The following is a 24,942-nucleotide window of genomic DNA, read 5'->3' as shown; positions in this document are numbered from 1 at the left end:
TGACCCATATGGCGGGTTGATGCCGGGCATCAGGCTTATTGACTCGCCTTCGCCCGGCCTCCCAGGGCAGCCTCGCCCGCCATGGAACCCTATATCCTCTACGGCGACCGCCGCTCCGGCTCCTGCACCGCCGAAATGGCCCTGGCGGAGATCGGCGCCCCCGTGGATCTGCGTCCGGTGCCGCTGGAAGGCGACCATCAGCTTTCCGATGAATACCGCAAGATCAATCCGATGGGACGCGTCCCTGCCATGGTACTTCCGGATGGAACGGTGCTCACGGAAAGCCTCGCCATCCTCCTGACCCTGGCGGACCGGCATCCGGAGACTGGCCTCCTGCCGCCGCCCGGCGATCCGGGACGGGCATGGGCCCTGCGCTGGATGGCGCTCGCGGCCGGGGAATTCTACCCGCATGTGACCCGGGCCGATTACCCGGAGCGTTTCAGCGCCGACCCGTCCCACGCCCCCGCCATCCGCGAAAGGGCACGCGAGATGGGGCGGGAGATCTGGCAACTGGTGGAGCGCGAGGCGAAGCCGGACCCCTTCATCCTCGGAACGCGCTTCTCGGCGGCGGATATCTATTTCTCGGTCCTGACCCGCTGGATGGGCGGGGAGGACTGGGTGCCGGCCCATTGCCCCCGGCTGGAGGCGCTGACCCGTGCCGTGGCGGCGCGCCCCGCCGCCGGTGCTGTCTGGCGGAAGCACTTCCAGCCGGGCTGAACCTTCACCCTACCAGGGCAGCGACACCCACCGCCACCAGCACGTTCAGCAGCCCCGCCAGCACCATCACCGTGCTGGCCACGGAACCGTCCTGCGCCGAAAGCTGGTAGGCCCGCCCGACGCCGGCACCATGCGCGCCCATGCCGAGCATCGCACCGCGCGCGAAGCCGCTGCGCAGGCGCAGCAGGCGGATCAGCACCGGGCCCACCGTGGCGCCGAAGATGCCGGTGATCGCCACGAAGCTGGCGGTGATGCCCGGAACGCCACCGATCTCCTGCGAGGCGATCATGGCGAAGGGCGTGGTCACCGAGCGGGGGAAGAGGCTCAGTTCCATGGTCGGCGAGAAGTGCAGCAGATGCGCCAGCGCGGCGGAGACGACCACCGACAGCACGCTGCCCGCCAGGACCCCGGCCGTCAGCACGGGCCAGTAACGCCGGATCAGCGCGCGCTGGTCGTAGATCGGCAGCGCGAAGGAGATGGTCGCCGGCCCCAGCAGCGCCCCCAGCCAGGCGGTGCCGCCGAGATAGGTCCGGTAGTCCGAATGAGCCACCGGGATCAGCACCAGCAGCGAGACCCAGGTGAGCAGCAGCGGCGAACTCCACCACGCCAGGAAGCGGCGGTGCAGGGCGCGGCTGCCCGCATAGATCGCCAGCGTCGCCAACAGCCAGGCCAGGGCGGCGAGGGGATGCTCAGGCCACATGATGCCCGTCCCGGAGAGTGCCCTCGCGTGCTTCGGCCCGCTCGATGGCGCGGATGCAGGACTCCACCACCAGCCCGGTCCCGGCCATCACGGCCAGCGTGCCGGCCACCACGGAAAGTAGCACCAGCAGGCCATCGAGGCTGAGGAATTCCGGGTGGTCCAGCAATGCCAGCATGGGCGGCACGAAGAAGAGCATCAGGTGGTCCTGGAGGACCAGCGCGCCGCGTCGCAGGCTTTCCGGCCGCATCAGGCGGGTGGCGAGGAGCACCAGCACGAGGCCCATGCCCAGGATGGTGCCGGGCAGGCCAATCCCTATCCGCTGCACCAGCAGGCCGCTGACCCAGGAGGCGAAGACGAAGAAGCCGGCCTGAAGCCACCAGCGCTTCTGGAACTCGTGCCGCAAAGGTCCTGCGAGGTTGACGGGGATGCTCATGGCTGATGTCCGCTGGGGCGTCGGAGGCAGAAAGATAGGCCGCGCCGCAGCATACCCAAAATGAATTGCTGGAATTCAGCCCATTCCGATACAGAATAGGGTATGGACCTGCGCACCCTCCGGGCCTTCGTCGAGGTCGTGCGGCGCAACGGCTTCTCCGCCGCCAGCCGCGAGATCTTCGCGAGCCAGCCCACCGTCAGCAAGGCTGTCCGCCAGTTGGAGGACGAAGTGGGCCTCGACCTGCTGCACCGCCTGCCCCATGGGGTGAGACCCACTGAGGCCGGGGAGGTCGTGCTGCGCCACGCCCAGGCCATGCTGGCCAGCCGCGACACCATGCTGGCCGAGCTGGACGCCCTGCGCGGCCTCACGCGCGGCCATCTGCGCCTGGGGCTGACCCCCTTCGGCAGTGCCGCGCTCTTCGCGCCGCTGGTGGGGCGCTTCCGGGCGGCGCATCCGGACATCACCATCGCGCTGCTGGAACAGGGCTCCCTGACCCTGTCGGAAGCCGTGCTGGGCGGGGAGATCGAGATGGCCATGGCCATCCTGCCGATCGCCGCGGGGCTGGAATGGCAGCCCGTCTGGGACGACCCGCTGGTGGCCCTGCTACCGGAAGGTGATCCGCTCGCCGGGCGGGAGGCGATCCGGCTGGAGGAACTGCGCGACCGGCCGCTGATCCTCTTCGAGACCGGCTTCGCGCTGAACGAGGTGATCCAGCGCGCCTGCGCCGCCCGTGGCTTCACCCCGCGCGAGGCGGCGCGCAGCGGCCAGAGCGACTTCATCACCGCCCTGGTGGCCTCCGGCCTGGGCGTGGCGCTGCTGCCGCGCCTGATGGTCGCGCCCCGCGCGCCGCTGCCGATGCCCGTGGCGCTGGTCGAGGAACCCGACCTGCGCTGGCAGTGCGGGCTGATCTGGCGGCAGGACGGCGCGCTCTCCCCGGCGGCCAGGGCCTGGCTGGAGATGGTGCGGGCCGCCTTGCCGCTGCGCCGCTGATCGGGTGCGGGAGGGGATGACGCGATGCGTCATCCCTGCCAGTTTCCCCGCCGAAGCAGTGTCAGGAGTCCGCGCGCATGGTTCACGCCCCGCCCCGTCCGCCCGCAGGCGCGCCGCCCGTCCGGATCAACCTCTATTCCGACACCCAGACCCGTCCCACCCCGGCGATGCTGGAGGCCATGACCCGGGCCGAGGTGGGGGACGACCAGTCCGGCAACGACCCGACCATCAACGCGCTCTGCGACCGCATGGCCTCGCTGCTGGGCAAGGAGGCGGCGGTCTTCCTGCCCTCCGGCACCATGTGCAACGTCATCGCCACGCTGGTGCACACGCGGCCGGGCGACGAGATCCTGGCGCATGAGACGGCGCATATCATCAACAGCGAGGGCGGCGCCCATGCCGCGCTGGGCGGGGTGCAGATCACCGGCCTCCACGGCCCGCGCGGGATGTTCGACGCCGATGCCGTGCGCGCCGCCATCCGCCCGCGCAACCGCAACGCCCCGCCGCAGACGATGCTGGAGGTCGAGCAGACCTCGAACCATGGTGGCGGCGCGGTCTGGCCGAAGGCGCAGCTCGATGCCGTGGCGGCGGTGGCGCATGAGCAGGGCTGGGCCACGCATATGGACGGCGCCCGGCTGCTGAACGCCTGTGTCGCCAGCGGCATCCCGGCCGCCGAGATGTGCGCCGGCTTCGACACGGCCTGGCTCGACTTCACCAAGGGCCTCGGCGCCCCGCTCGGCGCGGTGCTCTGCGGGTCGGAGGAGTTCATCGGCCATGCCTGGCGCTGGAAGCAGCGCCTGGGCGGGGCGATGCGCCAGGGCGGCGTCTGCGCCGCGGCCTGCCTCTACTCCCTCGACCACCATGTGGACCGGCTGGCCGAGGACCATATGAACGCCAGCGCCCTGGCGCGCGGCCTGAAGCAGATCCCGGGCATCGAGGTGACCGATCCGGACACCAACCTGGTCTATTTCGATCCACGCGGCGCCGGCTTCTCCCCCGCCGAGCTGCAGATGGAGCTGCGCCGCCAGGGCATCCTGGTCAGTGCGCTCGCCGGCAAGATCCGCGCCTGCACGCATCTCGACGTGTCCTCGGGCATGATCGAGGAGACCCTGGCCGCCATCCGCGGCATCGTCGCGGAGCACTGAACGGCGCGACCGGGGGAGGCTCCGCCGCCCCCGGCCTCAGGCCGCCTCGTCCAGCAGGCGGAGCGCCTCGGCCACGGTCGCGGCGCGGACGGCGGTGCGGTCGCCGGGAAAGACGTGGCGCAGCGCGCGCACCGGCCGGCCCCGCCGGGCGAGGCCGAACCAGACCGTGCCCACCGGCTTGCCCGGCACGGCGCCCCCGGGGCCGGCGATCCCCGTCACCGACACGGCGAGGTCGGCGCCCGAACGCTCCAGCGCCCCTTCCGCCATGGCGCGGGCGGTCTCCTCGCTGACCGCGCCCACCGAGGCGATCACCGCCTCCGGCACGCCCAGCATCGCCGTCTTGGCCCCGTTGGAGTAGGTCACGAACCCCGCCAGCACCGTGGCGGAGGAGCCGGGGATGGCCGTCAGCGCGGCGGCGATCAGCCCGCCGGTGCAGCTTTCCGCCGTGGCCAGGGTCAGCCCCCGGGCCTGGAGCCGTTCCAGAAGGCGCGCGGCCTGCGCCATGGTTTCCCCGGGCAGCATCACAGGACACTCCGCGCGATCGCGAGCACGGCGGCGGCGAGCGCCCCGGCCAGCACGTCGTCCAGCATCACCCAGACCGGCCCGTCGCGCCGGTCGGCCCAGCGAACCGGCGGCGGCTTCAGGATGTCGAAGAAGCGGAACAGGAGAAAGGCGGCCAGCACCCAGAGGAGCCCCGCCTGCGGGGCCAGGGCGGCCAGGGCGAGGCTCTGCCCGGCGGCCTCGTCCACCACCACCCAGGGCGGATCGCTCTGCGCCCGGGGCAGCCGGCCGACGGCCAGGACCCCGGCCAGGGTAAAGAGCACCGCCGCCAGCATGCAGGGTCCGGGGCCGAGCCAGGCGAGGGGCAGCACCAGGGCCGAGCCCCATGTGCCGGGCGCCGGGCGCAGCCGCCCCACGCCGCCCATCGAGGCGACCAGGACCGCGAGGCGGGGGGTGGCGCGCGCGGGTGTCGGCAAGGCGGGCGGCAAGGGGGCGGTCAGGGGAGCGGTCATGCCAGCCGGTCCAGGAAGGCATCCAGGCGCGGGACGATCTCCGGCTCCTCCAGGAGCGGGGCATGGCCGGAATTCGGGTGGACCACGAGCTCCAGGTCCGGCTTCTCCCGCCGCATCCGGTTCACCGTATCAGCGGAAAGGAGCTCGCTCAGCTCACCCCAGACCAGCATGACCGGCAGGTCATGCAGCCCCTGGAAGAGCGGGCCGAAATCCGTCACCGCCGCGCCCGTGTCCATGGCCTGCGCGATGCGGAGGTCCCACCGGGGATGCAGGCGGCCATCGGGACCGCGCCGGTAAGTGCGCGCGGCGAGGCGCAGCCAGCCGGCCTCGTCGGCCACGGGAAGCTGCGGCAGCACCTGGCGCAGATACCGGGCCGCATCGGCCTCCGTGGCGAAGGCCGGGTCCCGCCCCAGGAAGTCCCGCACCCGGCCGAGCCCGCCGCCCTCGACGCGCGGCCCGATATCGTTCAGCACCACCCCGCGCAGCATGGCCGGCCGCTGCAGGGCCAGGAACATGGAGAGCAGCCCGCCGAAGGAGGTGCCCACGGTGATCACCCGGGGCATGCCCAGCGCGGCGCAGACATCCAGGACATCGGCCAGGGCCTCGCGCGGGTCGTAGCGCCCGATCTCCCCGGCGCGGTCGCTGTCCCCGTGGCCGATATAGTCCAGGGCCACCACGCGCCGCTGCCCGGCATGGCGTTCCGCCAGGCTGGCGAAGTCCAGCGCGTTCCGCCCGATCCCCGAAAGGCAGAGCAGCGGGGTGCGCGAGGCATCGCCCGCCCAGTCCAGCGCCGCCAGGGTGAATCCGTCGCGGCTGCGTATCCGGCGCTCCCGCGGAGCCTGTTCCGCCATGCTCGGAGTTCCCCTCAGGGGGCCAGCCAGCGGGCCAGGGGGTGCGGCTGGGCACCCTCGCCGCCGAGGGCGCGATAGACGACCATGTTCTCGATCACGCGCTGCACGTAGTTCCTGGTCTCGGAGAAGGGGATCAGCTCGACCCAGTCGATCATGTCCACGCCGGGGCTCCCCGGCTCGCCATAGGTGGCCAGCCATTCCGCCACCCGGCGCGGCCCGGCATTGTAGGCCGCCGCCGCCAGGGCCGGGTTGTCACCGAAGCGGGCGAGCTGGTCGCCCAGATAGATCGAGCCGAGCTTCATGTTGTGCGCCGGGTCACTGGTCAGCCAGCCGAACTGGTGCGGGATGCCGTTCTTGCGGGCCACCTCGGCCGCCGTGGCGGGCAGCAGCTGCATCAGCCCCCGCGCATTGGAGGGGGAGACCGCCTGCGGGTCGAAATTGCTTTCCTGGCGCGAGATGGCGCGGACCAGGGCCGGCTCCAGCCCGTCCGGCGTGGGATAGGGGGTCGGCCAGCCCTCGGGCACCAGGGCCACGCCGTCGATGCCGGAACGGCGGGAGATCCAGACCGCCTGGTCGGGGCGGCCGGTGCTGTTCGCCAGCCGCGCCACCAGCAGCCGCGTCCCCGCATCCGGCGACAGCTCCTCCAGCCGCAGCAGGAAGGGCAGGGCCCGCCGTTGCAATCCGAGATCGGCCAGGGTGAGCACCGCGCGAGGCAGTTCCCGCTCCACGAACAGCGCCGTCTGGCCCGGCGGCGGCGGGGCGGCGCCGGCGGCGCGGATGCGTTCCGCCAGCCGGGCGGGGCTCTCGTTCAGGGTGAAGGAGGCGAGTTGCCCGTAATAGGAGGTCGGCAGGCCGGCGGCGGCGTTCCAGGCGGCCTTCGCCCCCGCCGCATCCCCCTGCGCCGCCAGGGCGCGGCCCTGCCAGTAGGCGGCGCGGGAGCGCGTGATGATGCTGGTGCTGTCCTCGGCCACCCGGCTGAAGTGGAGCTGGGCGGTGGCGGGCTCGTTCAGGCGGCGCAGGGCGATCCAGCCGGCCAGGAACTCCGCTTCGCCCCGCGCGGCACCCGGCCCGGGCTGCCCATGCTCGGCCGCCACCCTGTAGGCGGCCTGGGGCTCGTTCAGGCGGATCAACTTGCGGGTCAGGACCTCCCGCTCCGCCCAGACCGCCTTGGCGGCCTCGGGCGGCAGATTCCGTTGCAGCCGCGCGGCGCCTTCCCAGACCGTGGCGGCCTCGGCGTCCCGGTCGCGGCGCCGGAGCCAGCGGGCCTGTTCCAGCAGCAGCCCGAGATCGGGCGTGCTCACGGCGGGCAGCAGCGCCTCCGCCTCCGGCCGGTCCCCGGCCAGGGCCAGCCGGGCCGAGGCCGCGGGGCGGCGCCCCGGATCGAGATAGGGCATCACCCGCGCCGCCGCGCCGAGTTCGCGGGCATAGGCGAGCCGGTCGAAGCGCTGCCAGTGGTCCTCCGGCGTCAGCACCGAGGCGTTGCGGGCCAAAAAGCCGGGTTCCGCGACGGCGTCGCCCGGCGCCTGGACCCATGCGGCCCGCAGCACGGGCGTGACCTCGCCCAGCCGGCCGGCGCGGTTCAGCGCATCGGCATAGCGTTGCGCGCCATCCAGGCTGCGCGGCGGATGCTGCGCGAAGAAGCGCAGCGCCAGCGCATCGTCGGGGCTGGCGAGCAGCGCCTCCTCGGCGCGCCTCGCGATCAGGCCGGGCAGGGGCCAGTCCGGATTGGCCTGAGTCCAGGCGACCAGCTCCTCCGCCGTGGCCTGGTCCTTGGCCTGGAGGCGAATCCAGGTGACCAGCTTGCGGACCATCGGGTCGGCGGTCAGGGCGAGGCCCTGGGCTTCCACCATCCGGCCGGAATCCGCCATGGCCAGGGCCACGCGCCCGGCATTGCGCTGGTCCTCCGGCGACCAGGGCTGGGCGGGAATGGCTTTCGGGAAGGCGACGGTGGCGAGCAGCAGGGCGAGGGCGGCGCGGCGCATGACATCGCCTTTACCCGAGCACGGCCGCTTTGTCCCGTGGCGGGTTGTATCCGGCGCCGCTCGTTCCGGCCCTGTTGCATCCCCGCGCGCCATCCGCCCCCGCCGGCCCGGCGGGAATGGCTTTGAGGGAGCAGCTCCGGGGCGGAAGCCGCTCCGCGCCGCCTTGTTCCGGGCCCGCCGCACGCCTAGTTTCGGCACCTTCCCCCTGCCGGCCGGCAGGGGGCGCGATTTTGCCTGCCTTTCCCCTGCCTTTCCAAGGATCATCCGCCATGTTCAAGGGCTCCCTCGTCGCCCTGGTCACCCCGATGACGCGCGAAGGAACCCTGGACGAGAAAGCCTTCCGCGACCACGTCGAATGGCAGGTCGGCGAGGGCACCCAGGGCTTCATCCCCGTCGGCACCACGGGCGAGAGCCCGACCCTTTCCCATGCCGAGCACGACCGCGTGGTGGAGCTCTGCGTCGAGGTATCCGCCGGCCGCGTGCCGGTGATGGCGGGCGCCGGCTCCAACAGCACCGCCGAGGCGGTCCGCCTGACCCGCCATGCCAAGGAGGTGGGCGCGGATGCCGCGCTGGTGGTCACGCCCTACTACAACAAGCCGACGCAGGAGGGTCTGTACCGCCACTTCATGGCCATCGCCGATGCGGTGGATCTGCCGGTGGTGATCTACAACATCCCGCCCCGCTCGGTCGTGGACATGAGCGTCGAGACCATGGCGCGGCTGGCGAAGCATCCCAATATCGTGGGGGTCAAGGACGCCACGGCGAACCTCGCCCGCCCGCTGCACACCCGCGCCGCCTGCGGCCCGGATTTCTGCCAGCTTTCCGGGGAGGACCATACGGCGGTGGCCTTCCTGGCCGCCGGCGGCCATGGCTGCATCAGCGTCACCGCCAATGTCGCCCCGCGCCTGTGCCGGGAGATGCACGACGCCTGGGCGGAGGGACGTGTGGCCGAGGCCATCGCGATCCAGGACCGGCTGCTGCCGGTGCATGACGCGATGTTCTGCGAAACCTCGCCGGGGCCGGTCAAATATGCCGCCAGCCTGCTCGGCTACGGCTCCGACCATTGCCGCCTGCCGCTGGCGCCGATCGCGGAGGCCAGCCGCGTCCGGATGCGCGAGGCGATGGTGGCGGCGGGGCTGCTCAACTGAATGCGGCGCCGGGGGTTAAGGCCCCCGGGCGCCGGAGACGTGACGGCCCGGCGGGCAGGACAGCCCCGGGGCCGGGCCACGCGATGACAGGAAAGGCCGGAGCCAGGCCCGCCGCGCGAGCGGAAGCCGGCCTCCGGGGACGGACAGCATGGCAGAGCCACGCAAGAAGGGCCTGATCAGCCACGGAACCGCCGCGACCAACCGCAAGGCGCGTTTCGACTACAAGATCAACGACACGGTCGAGGCGGGCATCATGCTCGTCGGGCCGGAGGTGAAGTCCCTGCGCGCCGGGCGCGCCACGCTGACCGAGGCCTGGGCGGGCGAGCGGGACGGGGAGATGTGGCTGTTCAACTGCTACATCCCCGAATGGCAGGCGGGCTCGGTGGTGGCGAAGTTCGAGCCGCGCCGCCCGCGCAAGCTGCTGCTCCACCGCAAGCAGATGACCTCGCTGGCCGGCGCCGTCTCGAAGGAGGGTGCGACCCTGGTGCCGCTGGAGATCCTGTTCAACCAGCGCGGCATGGCCAAGGTCGTGCTGGGTCTCGCCGAGGGCAAGAACAAGGCCGACAAGCGCGCCGCCATCGCCGACCGCGACTGGAAGCGCGACAAGGCCCGGCTGATGCGGGACCGGGGCGGGGACAGGGGCTGACGTCGGGGCCGAGCTAGGGCGTTCCGGTTCCGGATTGTGTTCTGGCGCACCGCGCCCGGGTGGTGGCGATGCAAGAAGCGTCGCCACCGCAACGAACCGGAATGGAAATGTCCATGGCACCCGCCCCGATCCAGCGCCTTCTTTCCGCCGCCGGCACGGAGTTCGCCGCCCGCCTGCTGCTGACCTTTCCCTTCTGGGGCAGCGGACTGGCGAAACTGATCGACTTCCCCGGCGGCGTGGCCGAGATGGAGTTCTTCGGCTTCACCCCCGGCTGGCTGTTCAACGGCCTGACCATCCTCGTGCAGCTCGGCGGCTCGGCGCTGATCGTGTCGCGCCGCATGGTCTGGCTCGGGGCAGGGGCGCTGGGCGTCTTCACCGGGCTGACCATCCTGCTGGTGCACCGCTTCTGGGCGATCGAGGGGCCGATGGCGACCGTCGCCTTCCACACCGCCACCGAGCATGTCGGCATGATCGGCGCGCTGATCCTGGTGTCGGTTCTCGCCCTGCGCACCGCCCCGGCCCGGGAGGACGCGCCGCTGGCGCAGGGGCTGCGCGCCACGCCCTGAGGGCGGAACGCGCCGATGCCGGCGGGCCGCCCGTTGCACCGTCATGCCCGCCGCCTCATCTGCCATCCGTGCCGCAGCGCGAGGATGGCAGATGAGCGAGGACGGGACGGGACCGGCCGGGCGTATCCGCGACAAGCTGGTGGAAACCAAGCGCCGCTGGGCCGAGGAGGGCCGCCTCCTCACCGGCCGGCCCGGCGATCGCGAACGGGACCGCCTGCCGCCCGGCCAGCGCCTGGTGACCGACTTCCCGGTGCTGGATCTCGGCGTGCAGCCGGATGTGCCGCTGGAGAAGGCCCGGCTGCGGATCGACGGGCTGGTGGCGGCACCGGCCCTGCTGGACTGGGATGCCTTGCAGGCCATGCCGCAGCAGGGCTTCCGCAACGACATCCACTGCGTCACGCAATGGTCCCGCTACGACAATGACTGGCAGGGCGTGCCGGTCGGCACCCTGATCGAGCATGTGCGGGTGAAGGACGAGGCGCGCTTCGTCTCGCTCGAATCCCATGACGGCTACACCACCAACCTCGCCCTGGAGGATTTCGCGCGGCCGGAGAACCTTCTGGCCTTCCGCTGGAACGGCGCGCCGCTGACGCGTCAGCATGGCGGCCCGATGCGCCTGGTGGTGCCGCACCTGTATTTCTGGAAGAGCCCGAAATGGCTGCGGCGGATCGAGTTCCTGGCCCAGGACCGGCCGGGCTTCTGGGAGGTCCGCGGCTATCACCACCGCGGCGATCCCTGGCTGGAGGAACGCTACGGCTGACGCGGGCTCAGAAGCTCAGCCGCAGCGTGGCGACGCCGACCATCGGGCGGCGCTCCGCCGGGTCGTATTCCACGGCGGCGCAGACCAGGGCGCCGACCGAGACCTCGCCGAGTTCCTCGATCCGGCCGATCCCGTAGCGCGCCCCCAGGGCCATCTGCGGGCGGCTGTCCCAGACCGTCCGGGTCTGGGGCGAGAAGGGGGAGGCCTTGGCGATAGTGAAGCGGTCTCCCGGTCCCCCGGAATCCCCCAGCCGCGCGACGACGTAGATGCTGTCCCCGCCGACATTCTGCGAAGGCAACGCACCGCCGAAGGCCGCGGTGATCACCAGCCCACCCCCGGAATGCTGCAAGGGCTGCGCGCCGGCATGACCGGCGGCCGTGAGCAGGAGCGCCGCCAGCCCGCCGATGAGCCCCTTTCTGATCCCCCAGTGCTGCAAGACCATGTCCCCGCATGCCGTTGTGCGATGCGGTATCAAACCGCTCCCAGCCGTCTTAGAGGCGGGCTTGGCCTTATTGCAAACACATTTTGGCCCGAATCGGCTCGATACGTATGCGGATAAAGATCAGTAATAACAATATCCAACAGATAGTTTCTTCTATCTCATAGAAGACGTGACGGCAGTCATTGCCACAATGAGGCAAAATCGTGGCGCCCCCCATGGACCGGGCAACTGGAAAACCGGGACGCGCCCGCCTAGCCTCCGCGCGAACGGGAACGGAAGGGAGTCGGGGTGATGCGACGCAGGAGCTTCTTGGCGGCCGGCGCCCTGGGCGTGGCGGCGCCGGCACTGTCCAGGCCCGCCCTGGCACAGGGGAATGCGCGGGTGCTGCGCTTCGCGCCCGAAAGCAACCTGGCCAATGCCGATCCGGTCTGGACCACCACGACCATCGCCCGGAACCACGGGCTGATGATCTGGGACATGCTCTATGCCCGCGATGCCCAATTCGTCCCGCAGCCGCAGATGGTGGCAGGGCACGAGCTGTCGGACGACCGTCTCACCTGGCGCTTCACCTTGCGCGACGGGTTGCTCTTCCATGATGGCGAGCCGGTGCGGGCGCTGGACTGCGTCACCAGCATCAACCGCTGGGCGAAGCGCCGCCCCCTGGGTCAGAAGCTGCTGGAACTGGCGGAGGAGATGAAGCCGCTGGACGACCGGCGCTTCGAGATCCGGCTGAAGCACCCCTTCGCCCTGATGACCCATGCTTTCGCCGACAGCTGCTTCGTCATGCCGGAGCGGATCGCGAAGACCGACGCCTTCCAACAGATCAACGAGTATGTCGGCAGCGGCCCCTATCGCTTCCTGCGCGACGAGTGGGTCTCCGGCGACCGGGCGGTCTATGCGCGCTTCGACCGCTACCAGCCGCGGCAGGAGCCGGCGAGCTACCTCGCCGGCGGCAAGGTGGTGCATTTCGACCGGGTGGAATGGCGGGTCATGCCCGACAGCGCCACAGCCTCCTCCGCCTTGCAGAATGGCGAGGTGGACTGGGTGCAGGTGCCGCAGTTCGACCTGTTGCCCATGCTGCGGGCCTCGCGCGGGGTGAAGGTCGCGGTGAACGACCGGGTGGGGGTGATGGGGATGCTGGCGCTGAACCACCTGCACCCGCCCTTCGACAATCCGAAGCTGCTGCGCGCCATCTTGTCCGTGCTGGACCAGCGGGACTTCATGACCGCCGCGCTGGGGGAGGAAAAGGAGCTCTTCCAGGTCCCCTGCGGCGTCTTCACCCCCGGCCTGCCCATGGCCAACGATGCCGGGATGGAGGTGCTGACCAGCCCCCGCGACATCGAGCGGGGGCGGAAGCTGGTGGCCGAGAGCGGCTACCAGGGCGAGCGGATCGTGTTGATGTCGCCCTCCGACTACCCCACCACCCAGACCTTCGCCCAGGTCGCGGCGGACCTGTTCAAGCGGCTGGGGCTGAACGTGGACTATACCAGCATGGACTGGGGCACGCTGGTGCAGCGGCGGACGAGCAAGGAGCCGGTGGAAAAGGGGGGATGGAGCGCCTTCGCCACCACCTATGAAGGGCTGACCGTGGCCGACCCCGCCACGCATATCCCCTTGCGCGGCAACGGCGCCGGCGGCTGGTTCGGCTGGCCCACCAGCCCGCGGCTGGAGGCGCTGCGCGACCGCTGGTTCGACGCCCCGGACGAGGCGGCGCAGAAGCAGATCGCGCGGGAGATGCAGGCGATCGCCTTCGAGGAGGTGCCCTTCCTGCCCCTGGGCCAGCTCTTCTACCCGACCGCCTACCGGACCTCCCTCCAGGATGTCGTGCCCGCCAACATGCCGATCTTCTGGAATGTCCGGCGCGGCTGAGGCGGCGGGGCCGTCCTTCGCCGACACGCTGGTCGCGCTGGGGGCAAACCTGCCGGCCGCCGACGGCACCGGGGCGCTGGAGACCTGTCGCCGCGCCGCGGCGGCGCTGGACGGAATCTGCGGCCTGCCGCTGATGGCACTGAGCAACTGGTGGGAAACGCCCCCCGATCCGCCGGACCCGCGCTCGCCCCCCTATGTGAACGGCGTGGCCCGGCTGCGAGGAACGGCCGATCCCCTGGCGCTGCTGCGCGCCCTGCAGGCGATCGAGGACGCGGCCGGGCGGGTCCGCCCCTATCCCAACGCGCCCCGGACCCTGGACCTGGACCTGATCGCCGTGGGCGGGGTGGTCCGCCCGGCGCCGGACCCCGTCCTGCCGCATCCCCGGGCGCATCTGCGCCGCTTCGTGCTGCTGCCCCTGGCGGAGGTGGCCCCGGGCTGGCGCCATCCCGAGGGAGCGTTGGAGGCCCTGCTGGCGCGCCTGCCGCCCATGCCGATGCGGCGGCTCTGACCCATCCGGGGCGGCCGGCTCGCGGCAAAGGCCTTGCGGGGCGGGGGGGTGCCGTCTATCTAGTTTTGTCCTCCCAAGCAGCGACTGGTTTTCGATATGGCACGCGTTACGGTAGAAGACTGCATCCTTCAGGTTCCGAACCGCTTCGAGCTTGTGCTGAAGGCGGCGCAGCGTGCGCGCAACATCAGCCGGGGCGAGGAACTGACGCTCGACCGGGACAACGACAAGAATCCGGTCGTGGCCCTGCGCGAGATCGCCGATCAGACGGTGGATCTGGAGGCGCTGGAACAGGACATCGTGAAGTCCCTGCTGCGCGCGCCGGAGCCTGAGCCGGTGGAGGAGGAGGTGATCGACCTCATCGCCACCGACGAGAACATCTTCGGCGTCATGGACGTGAACGAGAACGAGGGTGGCGATGCCGCCGCCTCGGGCGACGACCTGAACCCCGACGACATCGAGGCGGCCATCGCCGCCGAGCTCGGCGGCCGCCGCTGAGCGGCCCGGGCGTGCGCGCTGCCGGAGCCGGCGGGTTCTGGGCGGCGCACGCCCCTGACGGTGCGGGGAGCGCTCTGACGGACGTTGCCCCCGCTGCCCCCCAGGCGGAGGATGACGGCGCCCAGCTCGGCGCCCTCGTCGCCTCCTATGACGGGCGGGCCGACACGGCTCTGATCCAACGGGCCTACGAGATCGCCCGCAAGGCCCATGAGGGCCAGACCCGCGAGAACGGCGACCCCTATATCGGCCACCCCGTGGCCGTGGCGCGGATCCTGGCCGGCTACCGGCTCGACACCGCCTCCATCGTCACCGCCCTGCTGCACGACACGGTCGAGGACACCGGGCTGACCCTCCAGGCCCTGGAGAAGCAGTTCGGCGCCGAGGTCGCGCGCCTCGTGGACGGCGTGACCAAGCTGACCCGGCTGGAGATCCAGTCCGAGCGCACCAAGCAGGCCGAGAACTTCCGCAAGCTGGTGCTGGCGATGAGCGAGGACATCCGCGTCCTGCTCGTGAAGCTGGCCGACCGCCTGCACAACGTCCGCACCCTGCACCTCGTGGTGAAGCCCGAGAAGCGGCAGCGTGTGGCGCGCGAGACCATGGAGATCTACGCGCCCCTGGCCGAGCGCATCGGCATGGACGCCCTGCGCACCGAGCTGCAGGCGATCTGCTTCCGCGAGTTGCAGGCGGATGCCTTCCAGACCATCTCGGCGCGCCTCGCCTTCCTGCGGGGCCAGGGCGCCGACCTGATCGACGAGATCGCGGCCGACCTGCGGCACAAGCTCGGCGAGGCGGGGGTGCCGCTGATCGACATCCAGGGCCGGGAAAAGGCCGCCTATTCCATCTGGCTGAAGATGCACGAGAAGAAGGTCGAGTTCGAGCAGCTCTCGGACATCATGGCCTTTCGCGTCATCGTGCCGGACAAGGGCCAGTGCTACGCCGCGCTGGGGGCCGTCCACTCGGCCTATCGCGTCGTGCCGGGGCGCTTCAAGGACTACATCTCCACCCCCAAGCCCAATGGCTACCAGTCGCTCCACACGGGCGTGACGGTGCCGGAGCGGCGCAACGCCAAGATCGAGGTGCAGATCCGCACGCCGGAGATGCACGAGGTCGCCGAATACGGCGTGGCCGCGCACTGGATCTACAAGCAGGGCCGGGAAGGGGCGCCGCCGCGCCGCCGCTATCCCTGGGTCAAGGACCTGCTGGACATCCTGGAGAATGCCGGCGGCGAGGCGCAGGACTTCCTGGAGCACACCAAGCTCGCCTTGCACCAGGACCAGGTCTTCTGCTTCACGCCCAAGGGCGACCTGATCGCCCTGCCGCGCGGCGCCACGCCGGTGGACTTCGCCTACCAGGTCCACAGCGCCATCGGCGATGCCTGCGTCGGCGCCAAGATCAACGGCCAGATCAAGCCGCTGCGCCAGCGGCTGGAGAATGGCGACCAGGTCGAGATCATCACCGCCCGGGGCAACACCCCGAACCCGGCCTGGGAGCGCTTCGTCGTCACCGGCAAGGCGCGGGCCCGCATCCGCCGCTTCGTGCTGGCGAAGCAGCGGGAGGAAGCACGCGAGAACGGCCGGGGCGCCATGGCCCGGGCCTTCCGGCAGGAGGGGCTGGACTTCTCCGAGAAGATCGTCGAGCCGGCGATCAAGGCGCTCAAGCAGCCGGGCTATGACGAACTCTGCATCGCCGTGGGCAGCGGCAATATCCAGCCGAAGGACGTGCTGCACGCCGTCTATCCTGAACTGCGCGGCCCGGCCCGGCAGGCGCACGAGGTGTTGCCCTTCACCCAGGCGCGCGGCAAGCCCGGGGCCACGGTGCTGCCCAGCCGGCAGGCGCGGCGGCCGGAGGCGGCCTATGGCATCTCCGGCCTCGTGGCGGGCATGGCGGTCAGCTTCGCCGGCTGCTGCCACCCGGTGCCGGGGGACCGGATCGTGGGCATCGTGACCACCGGCAAGGGGGTCACGATCCACAATGCCGAGTGCTCGACCCTGACCTCCTTCGCCGCCACGCCGGAACGCTTCATCGACGTGGACTGGGACATCGCCTCCGGTTCGGTGGGGCAGCACCTCGCGCGGCTGTCCATCGTCACCGCCAACGACAATGCCGCCGTGGCGGCGCTGACCATCGCCATCGCCAAGCAGGACGCGAAGATCCAGTCGCTGAAGTTCCTGCACCGCGCCAGCGACTTCACGGAGCTGCGGGTGGACCTGGAGGTGCGGGACCTGCGGCACCTGTCCGGCGTCATCGCGACCCTGCGCGCCACCACCGGGATCGAGCAGGTCGAGCGCGCCAAGGGCTGACGGTCCGGCGTCATGGCCGCGAGGCCGGGGGCGACGTTTCCCGAACGGCGCGCTATGACCGAAGGCATGATCATCGGCCTCGGCAACGACATCGTGGACATCCGCCGCATCGAGAAGGTGCTGGCGCGGCACGGGGAGCGCTTCGTCCAGCGCGTCTTCACCGAGGCCGAGCGGCGCAAGGCGGAATCGCGCACCGAGAAGCTGCGCGCCGCCACCTATGCCAAGCGCTTCGCGGCCAAGGAGGCGGCGTCCAAGGCGCTGGGCACGGGCTTCAGCCACGGCGTCTTCCACCGCGACCTGGGGGTGGTGAACCTGTCCACCGGGCAGCCGACGCTGCGCCTGACCGGTGGCGCCTCGGCGCGGCTTTCCGCCATCACGCCGCGGGGCTATGCCGCGCAGGTCAGCCTGACCATGACCGACGAATACCCCTATGCCGAGGCGATCGTGATCATCGCCGGCATCCCCGTGGCCCTGGCCGCCGGCGCCGCGCCGCACGGCCTTCCTTGACAGGCCGGAGGGGCAGGGGGTCTAACCGGCCCCCTGCGGCCCCTTCCGTGCCGCGCGAACGTGGATCCTTCCCTTGAGCAGCATGGCGAAGAACAAGGCCCAGGGCGGCTGGGTGGAGAGCTTCAAGACCATCGTCTACGCCGTGATCATCGCGGTGGGCATCCGGACGGTGGCCTTCGAGCCCTTCAACATCCCCTCCGGCAGCATGATCCCGACCCTCCAGGTCGGCGACTACCTGTTCGTGTCGAAATACGCCTATGGCTATTCCAACGCGTCGCTGCCCTTCACGCCGGACCTCTTCTCCGGCCGCGTCTTCGGCCGCCTGCCGGCGCGCGGCGACGTGGTGGTGTTCAAGCTGCCTTCCGATGGCACGACGGACTACATCAAGCGCATCGTCGGCCTGCCGGGCGACCGCATCCGGGTGACGGGCGGCATCCTCTACGTGAACGGCCAGCCGGTGAAGCGGGACTTCGTCGGCCCCTATACCGTGACGGGCGACGGGCCGACCATGGAGGCCCGGCGCTATCTGGAGACGCTTCCGCCCAGCCCCGGCGCGCAGCCCCGGACGCACAGCATCATCGAGTTCTCGGACAATGGGCAGGCGGACAACACGCCGGAATACCTGGTCCCGGCCGGACATCTCTTCGCCATGGGCGACAACCGGGACAACAGCCAGGACAGCCGCTACATGAACGCGGTCGGCTTCGTGCCGGTGGAGAACCTGGTGGGCCGCGCCGAGTTCATCTTCTTCTCCTGGGACAGTTCCGCGCCCTGGTGGCAGGTCTGGCGCTGGCCCTTCGAGGTCCGCTGGAACCGGATCTTCTCAGGGATTCACTGACCGCCGTGAGTGACTTCACCGACCGCCTGGGGCACCGCTTCGCCAATCCGGCCCTGCTGTCCCAGGCCCTGACCCACCGTTCCGCTGCCGACCCGCGCCGCCGGCAACTCGACAGCAACGAGCGCCTGGAATTCCTGGGTGACCGCGTGCTCGCCCTCGCCATCGCCGAATGGCTGGCCGAGCGTTTCCCGCAGGAGCGGGAGGGCGAGCTGGGCAAGCGCCTCGCGGTGCTGGTGGCCGCCGACACGCTGGCCAAGGTCGGGGAGGGGATCGGCCTGTCCGAGGCCCTGCGCATCCCCCCGGCCGAGGGCCGCACCGGGCTGCGCCAGCGCGCCACCGTGCTGGCCGATGCCACGGAGGCGCTGATCGGCGCGCTGTACCTGGATGGCGGGCTGGAGGTGGCGCAGCGCTTCGTCCGCCGCTACTGGGCCGAGATGATGGCCGCCGACCCGACCCCGCCCATGTCGGCCAAGAGCCGCCTGCAGGAATGGACGCTGGGCCGTGGCCTGGGCCTGCCGGTGTACCGGACGGCCTCCACCACCGGCCCCTCCCACGCGCCCGTCTTCGTGATCGAGGTGCAGGCCCAGGGCCGCACCGCCGAGGGCAAGGGCGACACCAAGCGCGCCGCCGAGCAGGCTGCTGCCGAGGCCTGGCTGGCCGGCCTGCCGCCGGAGGGACGCGGAAACACCGGCCCGGCCCCTGCTCCAACTCCTGGAGCGGCGCGGGCCCGAGAAGACGAATCATGACCGATAGCGGGGCGGACACGCCCGAGGATTCCCTGCCACCGGCCGGCCCGCAGGATGGGCCGCCGCCTGCCGGCGAGGCGGGGACGCCTTCCGCACAGGCGCCGGCCACTGGTCCCACCCGGGCCGGCATCGTCGCCGTTCTGGGCGCGCCCAATGCCGGCAAGTCCACCCTGGTGAACCGGCTGACCGGCGCCAAGGTCACCATCGTCTCGCCCAAGCCGCAGACCACGCGCTTCCGGGTGCGGGCAGTGCTGATGCACGGCCGCTCCCAGGTCGTGCTGACCGACACGCCGGGCATCTTCCGCCCCAAGCGCCGCCTCGACCGCGCCATGGTCGCCGCCGCCTGGACGGGCGCGCAGGATGCCGACATGGCGCTGCTGGTGGTGGATGCGCGGGCCGGGCTGACCGAGGCGGTGCAGGCCATCGTCACCCGGCTGAAGCGCGGCTCCCCGACGCTCTGGCTGGTGCTGAACAAGACCGACCTGCTGGACACCAAGCGCCTGCTGCCGCTGACCGCCGCGCTGAACGAGCAGCTCACCTTCGCCGAAACCTTCATGGTCAGCGCCGAGACCGGCGACGGGCTGGAGCGGCTGACCGCGAAGCTGGCCGAGGCCATGCCGGAGGGGCCCTGGCTCTTCCCGGAGGACGAGCTGTCCGACCTCAACGAGCGGATGCTGGCCGCCGAGATCGTGCGCGAGCAGATCCTGCGCCAGACGCATGAGGAAGTGCCGCACCACGCCACGGTGGAGACCGAGAGCTGGCAGGAGCGGCGCGACGGCAGCGTGCGGGTGGACTGCACCATCTATGTCGGCCGGGCCAGCCAGAAGGCGATCCTGATCGGCGATGGCGGCGCCCGCATCAAGGAGATCGGCCGCCGGGCGCGGGAGGAGCTGACCCGCCTGCTGGAGCGCCGTGTCCACCTCTTCCTGAACGTCAAGGAACGCCCGGGCTGGGACGAGGAGCGCGCCCGGCTGCGCGCCATCGGCCTGCACGAGGAAGAGGGGTAGCCCCCTGATCGAGTGGCAGGCCCCGGCCATCGTCCTCGATGCCCGCCCCTATGGCGAGGGCGGGGCGGTGGCGGTGGTGCTGACCGAGACGCATGGGCGCCATGGCGGCATGGTCCATGGCGGCACCTCCCGCGGCCAGGTGGCGGTCTGGCAGGCCGGCAACCTGATCGAGGCACGCTGGCGGGCCCGGCTGGCCGACCAGCTCGGCAACCTGAGCGGCGAGATGGTCCACGCCACCGCCGCCCTGGCGATGGAGGACCCGCTGGCGCTCGCGCTGCTCTCCGCCGCCTGTGCCGTGGCGGGCGAGGCGTTGCCGGAGCGGGAGCCGCATCCGCGCCTGTTCCGGGGGCTGCTGCCGATCCTGGCGCGCCTGGGCGCGCAGCCGGCGGCGACACCGGAACTGCTGCCCGACTATATCCGCTGGGAACTGATGCTGCTGACCGATCTGGGCTATGGGCTCGACCTGTCCCGCTGCGCCCAGACGGGGGTCTCCGAGGGGCTGACGCATGTCTCTCCCCGCACCGGCCGGGCCGTCTGCGCTGCGGTGGCGGAGCCCTATCGCGACCGCCTCCTGCCGCTGCCGGCCTTCCTGCGCGACGCGGAGGCGGCCTCCGGGCCGGAGGACTGGGCCGCCGGGCTACGGCTGACGGGGCATTTCCTGGCCCGCGACGCCTTCGGCACGCGGCACCGGCCGGTCCCCGCGGCGCGGGAGATGCTCTATGACCGCGTCTCCGCCCTGGCGGCGCCCGGGGAACTCCCTGGGGAACTCCCTGGGGGGCCGCCGGAGGTTCCCCCCGGCGAGGTTTCGGCGTAGAACGCCATCTTGAGATCAAGAACGAAGCAAGAACACCATCGGGCGAGAGGACTGAGCGATGCCGGATGACCTGAAGACCCTTCCGGAAGGCGGGCGCGTCAACGAGACGCGGCTGGCCGAGGCGCTGAGCGAGCGCTACCTCGCCTATGCGATGTCCACCATCGTCTCGCGCTCCCTGCCGGATGTGCGGGACGGGCTGAAGCCGGTGCACCGGCGGCTGCTCTGGGCCATGCACCAGCTCAAGCTGGACCCGGCGGGCGGCTTCAAGAAATGCGCCCGCGTGGTGGGCGACGTGATCGGCAAGTTCCACCCGCATGGCGACGCCTCGGTCTACGAGGCCCTGGTGCGGCTGGCGCAGGATTTCGCCGCCCGCTACCCGCTGGTCGAGGGGCAGGGGAATTTCGGCAACATCGACGGCGATAACGCCGCGGCCATGCGATACACCGAATCCAAGCTCACCGAGGTGGCCAAGGCGCTGCTGGAGGGGATCGAGGAGGACTCGGTCGATTTCCGCCCGACCTATGACGGGGAGGAGCGGGAGCCGGTGGTGCTGCCGGCGGCCTTCCCGAACCTTCTGGCCAACGGTGCGAACGGCATCGCGGTCGGCATGGCGACCTCGATCCCGCCGCACAATGCGGGGGAGCTCTGCGCCGCGGCGCTGGAACTGGTGCGCAACCCCGATGTGACCACGGCCGAACTGGTCCGCCATGTGCCCGGCCCGGATTTCCCGACCGGCGGCGTGCTGGTGGAAAGCCCCGAGGCGATCCTGAGCGCCTACGAGACCGGGCGCGGCGGCTTCCGCCTGCGCGCGAAATGGGAGGTCGAGCCGCTCAAGAACGGCATCTGGCAGGTCGTGGTCACGGAGATCCCCTACCAGGTCGCCAAGTCCCGCCTGATCGAGCAGATCGCCGAGCTGCTGGAGCAGAAGAAGCTGCCCCTGCTGGCCGATGTGCGGGACGAGAGCACCGATGTGGTGCGCGTGGTGCTGGAGCCGAAGACGCGTGCGGTCGATCCCGCCATGCTGATGGAAACGCTGTTCCGCGCCACGCCGCTGGAATCGCGCATCCCGCTGAACATGAACGTGCTCGCCGCCGACCGCACCCCGCGCGTGATGGGGCTGAAGGAGGTGCTGCGCCACTGGCTGGACCACCGGGAGGTGGTGCTGGTGCGGCGCTCCCAGCACCGGCTGGCGGCGATCGAGCGGCGGCTGGAGATCCTGGACGGCTACCTCGCCGTCTATCTCAACCTCGACGAGGTGATCCGCATCGTGCGCGAGGAGGACCACCCCAAGGAGGCGCTGATCCGCACCTTCTCGCTGACCGAGGTGCAGGCCGAGGCGGTGCTGAACATGCGCCTGCGCGCCCTGCGCAAGCTGGAGGAGATGGAGATCCGACGGGAGCACAAGAAGCTCACGGCGGAGGGCAAGACGCTGCAGCGCCTGCTGTCCAGCGAGGCGGCGCGCTGGAAGCGGATCGGCGAGGAGCTGGAAGCGACGCGGGAGAAGTTCGGCTCCGGCACGCTGGGCGACCGCCGCACGGTGCAGGCCCAGGCCCCGGCGGCGGCGCTGGTGGACGATTCCGCCTTCGTGGAGCGCGAGCCGATCACGGTCATCCTGTCCGAGAAGGGCTGGCTGCGCGCCCAGAAGGGGCACCTGCCGCCGGAAGCGGAGCTGCGCTTCAAGGAAGGCGACTCCCTGCAGCTCAGCCTGCATGCGGAGACCACGGACCGCATCGTCTTCATGGCCTCCAACGGCCGCGCCTATACCATCAAGGCCGACGCCCTCCCACGTGGGCGGGGCGACGGGCAGCCCGTGCGCCTGATGGTCGATCTGGGCAACGAGGACGAGATCATCGCCGCCTTCGTGTACAAGGAAGGGCTGAAGTTCCTGCTCGCCTCCAAGTCCGGGCGCGGCTTCATCGCGAAGGCCGAGGACCTGCTGGCCGAGAAGCGCACCGGCAAGAACGTGCTGACCGTGGAAGCGCCCGACCGGCTCTTCGTGGTGGCGGATGTCGAGGGCGACAGCGTGGCGGTGATCGGCGACAACCGGAAGCTGCTGGTCTTCCCGTTGGAGCAGGTGCCGGAGATGAGCCGGGGCCGTGGCGTGACGCTGCAGGGCTACAAGGATGGCGGGCTGTCGGATGTGAAGGTCTTCCGCCGCGCGGAGGGGCTGACCTGGCAACTCGGCGACCGCACCCGCACGGAGACGGCGCTGTCCGGCTGGCTGGGCAACCGCGCCGGCGCCGGCAAGCTGCCGCCCAACGGCTTTCCCAAGAGCAATAGTTTCGACGGCTGAGGCCGCTGCCGGGCGGTGGGGGTGGAATCGCGTGCGGAGCGCCCACCCGCCGGGTTAGCATTCTCCTGATGGAATGATCGGCCCGGCCGGGAGGGCCGCGTTCCAGCCATGGTTCAGGAGGGCCTGCATGGCCAATCCCCCGGTCGCCACCACCCCGGTCCGGGTGCGTCCCCAGAACGGGCCGAAGCCCACGGTCATCCTCGCGCTCCAGGGGGGTGGCGCGCTCGGCGCCTATCAGGTCGGGGCCTATCAGGCGATGGAAGAGGCCGGCTTCGCCCCGGACTGGGTGATCGGCATCTCCATCGGTGCCTTCAACGGGGCGCTGATCGCGAGCAACGAGCCGGCGGAACGGCTGGAGCGGCTGACCGAGTTCTGGCGCACCATCTCCCGCCCCGATCCGCTCCCGCGTGGCCGGAATCCGCGCCTGTCCGACGCGTTCAGCTATTGGGAGGCGCTGCTGCTGGGCCAGCCGGGCTTCTTCACCCCCCGCGTCCCGGGGCCCTATCTGGCGCCGCCGGGCTCGGAGGCGGCGCTCAGCTTCTACGACACGGCGCCACTGAGGAGGACCCTGGAGGGGCTGATCCGCTTCGACCGCCTCGGCCCGGAGGGCGGGACGCGGCTCAGCCTGGGGGCCACGGATGTGGAAGCGGGCGAGCTGGTCTTCTTCGACAGCCGGGAAAGCCGCATCACCCCCGAGCATGTCATGGCCAGCGGTGCCTTGCCGCCGGCCTTTCCGCCGCAGCGCATCGGCGGCCGCACCTACTGGGATGGCGGCTGCGTGTCCAACACCCCGCTGGAGGCGATCCTGCGCGGTCCGCCGGAGGGCCATTGCATCGTCTTCGTCATCGACCTCTGGAACCACCAGGGGCCGGTGCCGGACAGCATGGACGGGGTGCAGTGGCGGCAGAAGGAAATCCAGTATGCCAGCCGGACCTGCCGCGGCATCCGCTCCCTGGCCGCGCGGGTGGATCTCTGCCACGCCCGGAACCTGCTGCGCGAGGCGCGGCCCGAACTGGCGGCGCAGGACCAGCAGCCGGAGGAGGCGCTGGCCCGGACCAGCCGGATGGACATCCTGCACGTGACCTATGCCCCCGGCAGCACGGCGATCTCCGGCAGCGACGCCGAGTTCTCCCGCGCCTCCATCCGGGAAAGGCATCAGGCGGGCCACACGGAACTCTGGGCGGCGTTGCGGCAGGCGCCCTGGACGCGGCGCAAGCCGGCGGGGCTGGCCGCCATGCTGCACGAGGTCTGCCGGGGAGAGGTGAGGACCGAGGCCGGCCCCGCCGCGAACGGCCTGGCCCCGCCGCCGCTCGCCGCGCCCGTGGCCTGACGGGCGGGGAAGTGGCCGGGCAGTCCCGGCGGGGGCTATTCCAGCGTCATTCCACGGGGGCGGGGGAGGCGGCGACCGTCTCGCTCTCGCCCTCGATCTCGGCATCCGTGAGGGGCCGCCAGGTGCCGCCGGTCAGCACCTCGCTCGGGCGGAAGCGGGCCTTGTAGGCCATCTTCCGGCTCTGCGGCACCCAATAGCCGAGATAGACATAGGGCAGGCCCAGCCGCGCGGCGTGTTCCACCAGCCAGAGGATGGTGAAGGTGCCGAGCGACCGGCGCGCCGAGTTGAGGTCATAGAAGGAATAGACGGCCGAAAGTCCGTCCCCCAGCATGTCCGTCAGGCAGGCGCCCACCAGCCGGTCCGGCGCCTCGCGGAACTCGATCACGCGGGTGGTGATCGGCGTGTCCTCCACCATGGCGCGGTAGTCGTAGAAACCCATCGAGGCCATGTCGCCATCGCCATGGCGGCCCTGCTGGTAGCGCTGGAAGATCGCATACTGTTCCGCCGTGGCGCGGGCAGGCGTCTCGCGGCCCTGGAGGTCGGCATTGCCGCGTCCGACCTTGCGCTGCGTGCGGTCGGGGGCGAAGTCCGCCACCCGGATGCGGATCGGGATGCAGGCGCGGCAGCCCGGGCAGACGGGCGCGTAGGCGATGTTGTGGGAACGGCGGAAGCCCGCGCGCGACAGCCGGTCGTGCAGCGCCTCGCCATCCGGCCCGGCGAGCTCGGTCACGATCTTCCGCTCCGTCCGTCCCGGCAGATAGGGACAGGGCAGGGGCGTGGTCGTGTAGAAGAACTGCGGTCGGGTGGGGCTGCGGGAAAGCATCGTCCCTCTTATTCTCGTG

General features: G+C 71.2%; 26 protein-coding genes. 18 read left to right on the top strand and 8 right to left on the bottom strand.

Going from position 1 to position 24,942, the window contains the following annotated elements; genetic code table 11:
• Positions 1 to 81 precede the first annotated feature (81 nt).
• Positions 82 to 717 (top strand): glutathione S-transferase family protein, encoded by a 636-nt coding sequence (locus RGI145_RS09045; protein ID WP_075798099.1) that lies wholly within the window; start codon positions 82 to 84, stop codon positions 715 to 717.
• A 4-nt stretch (positions 718 to 721) separates the two neighbouring features.
• Here the strand turns inward: RGI145_RS09045 and RGI145_RS09040 are convergent, their stop codons facing one another.
• Both RGI145_RS09040 and RGI145_RS09035 read right to left on the bottom strand, forming a co-directional pair.
• Positions 722 to 1,417, bottom strand: a complete 696-nt coding sequence (locus RGI145_RS09040) for an LrgB family protein (protein ID WP_075798098.1) — start codon at positions 1,415 to 1,417, stop codon at positions 722 to 724.
• The gene (locus RGI145_RS09035; RefSeq protein WP_075798097.1) at positions 1,407 to 1,850 is read right to left on the bottom strand and encodes a CidA/LrgA family protein; all 444 of its coding nucleotides are present in this window, start codon (positions 1,848 to 1,850) and stop codon (positions 1,407 to 1,409) included. Before RGI145_RS09035 ends, RGI145_RS09040 begins: the two co-directional genes overlap by 11 nt.
• A gap of 102 nt (positions 1,851 to 1,952) precedes the next feature.
• Between RGI145_RS09035 and RGI145_RS09030 the strand changes: the two genes are divergently transcribed.
• Entirely contained in the window at positions 1,953 to 2,840 is an 888-nt protein-coding gene (locus RGI145_RS09030; protein WP_075798096.1) for a LysR family transcriptional regulator, read from the top strand.
• A gap of 77 nt (positions 2,841 to 2,917) precedes the next feature.
• Positions 2,918 to 3,985, top strand: a complete 1,068-nt coding sequence (locus RGI145_RS09025) for a threonine aldolase family protein (RefSeq protein ID WP_075798095.1) — start codon at positions 2,918 to 2,920, stop codon at positions 3,983 to 3,985.
• 36 nt (positions 3,986 to 4,021) lie between these two features.
• Here the strand turns inward: RGI145_RS09025 and RGI145_RS09020 are convergent, their stop codons facing one another.
• The 4 genes from RGI145_RS09020 to RGI145_RS09005 are packed head-to-tail and all read right to left on the bottom strand — an operon-like array spanning position 4,022 to position 7,831.
• On the bottom strand, positions 4,022 to 4,507 hold the full coding sequence (locus tag RGI145_RS09020; RefSeq protein WP_075798094.1) for a CinA family protein: 486 nt from the start codon (positions 4,505 to 4,507) through the stop codon (positions 4,022 to 4,024).
• Positions 4,507 to 4,998 carry a phosphatidylglycerophosphatase A family protein gene (locus tag RGI145_RS09015; protein ID WP_083670574.1) on the bottom strand — a complete coding sequence of 164 codons (492 nt, stop codon included), beginning with the start codon at positions 4,996 to 4,998 and terminating at the stop codon, positions 4,507 to 4,509. The genes RGI145_RS09020 and RGI145_RS09015 overlap by 1 nt, the downstream gene beginning before the upstream one ends.
• On the bottom strand, positions 4,995 to 5,849 hold the full coding sequence (locus RGI145_RS09010; RefSeq protein ID WP_075798093.1) for an alpha/beta fold hydrolase: 855 nt from the start codon (positions 5,847 to 5,849) through the stop codon (positions 4,995 to 4,997). Before RGI145_RS09010 ends, RGI145_RS09015 begins: the two co-directional genes overlap by 4 nt.
• A gap of 14 nt (positions 5,850 to 5,863) precedes the next feature.
• Entirely contained in the window at positions 5,864 to 7,831 is a 1,968-nt protein-coding gene (locus RGI145_RS09005) for a lytic transglycosylase domain-containing protein (RefSeq protein ID WP_075798092.1), read from the bottom strand.
• Between the two features lie 269 nt (positions 7,832 to 8,100).
• Here RGI145_RS09005 and dapA point away from each other — a divergent pair, with 269 nt between their 5' ends.
• The 4 genes from dapA (at position 8,101) to RGI145_RS08985 (ending at position 10,951) form a co-directional block, all read left to right on the top strand.
• Positions 8,101 to 8,979: a 4-hydroxy-tetrahydrodipicolinate synthase gene (gene dapA, locus RGI145_RS09000; RefSeq protein WP_075798091.1), complete on the top strand. Its 879-nt coding sequence runs from the start codon at positions 8,101 to 8,103 to the stop codon at positions 8,977 to 8,979.
• A 148-nt stretch (positions 8,980 to 9,127) separates the two neighbouring features.
• Positions 9,128 to 9,625, top strand: a complete 498-nt coding sequence (gene smpB, locus RGI145_RS08995) for an SsrA-binding protein SmpB (protein ID WP_027281387.1) — start codon at positions 9,128 to 9,130, stop codon at positions 9,623 to 9,625.
• 113 nt (positions 9,626 to 9,738) lie between these two features.
• A complete protein-coding gene (locus tag RGI145_RS08990; protein WP_075799955.1) occupies positions 9,739 to 10,191 on the top strand; it encodes a DoxX family protein in 453 nt (150 codons plus the stop codon).
• A 91-nt stretch (positions 10,192 to 10,282) separates the two neighbouring features.
• Complete coding sequence (locus RGI145_RS08985) at positions 10,283 to 10,951, top strand: sulfite oxidase-like oxidoreductase (protein ID WP_075798090.1); 669 nt, start codon at positions 10,283 to 10,285, stop codon at positions 10,949 to 10,951.
• Positions 10,952 to 10,958: 7 nt separating this feature from the next.
• On the opposite strand, the gene RGI145_RS08980 is transcribed toward RGI145_RS08985, so the two are convergent.
• Positions 10,959 to 11,393 (bottom strand): hypothetical protein, encoded by a 435-nt coding sequence (locus RGI145_RS08980; protein ID WP_075798089.1) that lies wholly within the window; start codon positions 11,391 to 11,393, stop codon positions 10,959 to 10,961.
• Positions 11,394 to 11,684: 291 nt separating this feature from the next.
• On the opposite strand from RGI145_RS08980, the gene RGI145_RS08975 reads away from it, so the two are divergent.
• The 11 genes from RGI145_RS08975 (at position 11,685) to RGI145_RS08925 (ending at position 24,100) form a co-directional block, all read left to right on the top strand.
• Positions 11,685 to 13,262 (top strand): ABC transporter substrate-binding protein, encoded by a 1,578-nt coding sequence (locus RGI145_RS08975; protein ID WP_075798088.1) that lies wholly within the window; start codon positions 11,685 to 11,687, stop codon positions 13,260 to 13,262.
• On the top strand, positions 13,246 to 13,770 hold the full coding sequence (gene folK, locus RGI145_RS08970) for a 2-amino-4-hydroxy-6-hydroxymethyldihydropteridine diphosphokinase (protein WP_075798087.1): 525 nt from the start codon (positions 13,246 to 13,248) through the stop codon (positions 13,768 to 13,770). Before RGI145_RS08975 ends, folK begins: the two co-directional genes overlap by 17 nt.
• Before the next feature lie 96 nt (positions 13,771 to 13,866).
• Positions 13,867 to 14,265 (top strand): DNA-directed RNA polymerase subunit omega, encoded by a 399-nt coding sequence (gene rpoZ, locus RGI145_RS08965; RefSeq protein ID WP_075798086.1) that lies wholly within the window; start codon positions 13,867 to 13,869, stop codon positions 14,263 to 14,265.
• An 11-nt stretch (positions 14,266 to 14,276) separates the two neighbouring features.
• Complete coding sequence (locus RGI145_RS08960; RefSeq protein ID WP_075798085.1) at positions 14,277 to 16,565, top strand: RelA/SpoT family protein; 2,289 nt, start codon at positions 14,277 to 14,279, stop codon at positions 16,563 to 16,565.
• Positions 16,566 to 16,631: 66 nt separating this feature from the next.
• The gene (gene acpS / locus RGI145_RS08955) at positions 16,632 to 17,072 is read left to right on the top strand and encodes a holo-ACP synthase (RefSeq protein WP_027281380.1); all 441 of its coding nucleotides are present in this window, start codon (positions 16,632 to 16,634) and stop codon (positions 17,070 to 17,072) included.
• An 82-nt stretch (positions 17,073 to 17,154) separates the two neighbouring features.
• Positions 17,155 to 17,910: a signal peptidase I gene (lepB, locus tag RGI145_RS08950; protein WP_075798084.1), complete on the top strand. Its 756-nt coding sequence runs from the start codon at positions 17,155 to 17,157 to the stop codon at positions 17,908 to 17,910.
• A 5-nt stretch (positions 17,911 to 17,915) separates the two neighbouring features.
• A complete protein-coding gene (rnc, locus tag RGI145_RS08945; protein ID WP_075798083.1) occupies positions 17,916 to 18,656 on the top strand; it encodes a ribonuclease III in 741 nt (246 codons plus the stop codon).
• On the top strand, positions 18,653 to 19,663 hold the full coding sequence (era, locus tag RGI145_RS08940; protein WP_237183251.1) for a GTPase Era: 1,011 nt from the start codon (positions 18,653 to 18,655) through the stop codon (positions 19,661 to 19,663). Before rnc ends, era begins: the two co-directional genes overlap by 4 nt.
• 7 nt (positions 19,664 to 19,670) lie before the next feature.
• Positions 19,671 to 20,477, top strand: coding sequence for a DNA repair protein RecO (gene recO, locus RGI145_RS08935; protein WP_075798082.1), 807 nt, complete (start codon positions 19,671 to 19,673; stop codon positions 20,475 to 20,477).
• Positions 20,478 to 20,535: 58 nt separating this feature from the next.
• On the top strand, positions 20,536 to 22,770 hold the full coding sequence (gene parC, locus RGI145_RS08930) for a DNA topoisomerase IV subunit A (RefSeq protein WP_075798081.1): 2,235 nt from the start codon (positions 20,536 to 20,538) through the stop codon (positions 22,768 to 22,770).
• Positions 22,771 to 22,897: 127 nt separating this feature from the next.
• Complete coding sequence (locus tag RGI145_RS08925) at positions 22,898 to 24,100, top strand: patatin-like phospholipase family protein (protein WP_075798080.1); 1,203 nt, start codon at positions 22,898 to 22,900, stop codon at positions 24,098 to 24,100.
• A gap of 46 nt (positions 24,101 to 24,146) precedes the next feature.
• Here RGI145_RS08925 and RGI145_RS08920 read toward each other — a convergent pair whose 3' ends face one another.
• On the bottom strand, positions 24,147 to 24,923 hold the full coding sequence (locus tag RGI145_RS08920) for an arginyltransferase (protein WP_075798079.1): 777 nt from the start codon (positions 24,921 to 24,923) through the stop codon (positions 24,147 to 24,149).
• Positions 24,924 to 24,942 lie beyond the last annotated feature (19 nt).

Origin of the sequence: Roseomonas gilardii (genome assembly GCF_001941945.1) — a bacterium.
GTDB lineage: Bacteria > Pseudomonadota > Alphaproteobacteria > Acetobacterales > Acetobacteraceae > Roseomonas.
The sequence above is the reverse complement of the archived record's forward strand: the minus strand, read 5'-3'. Positions and strand labels throughout refer to the sequence as shown.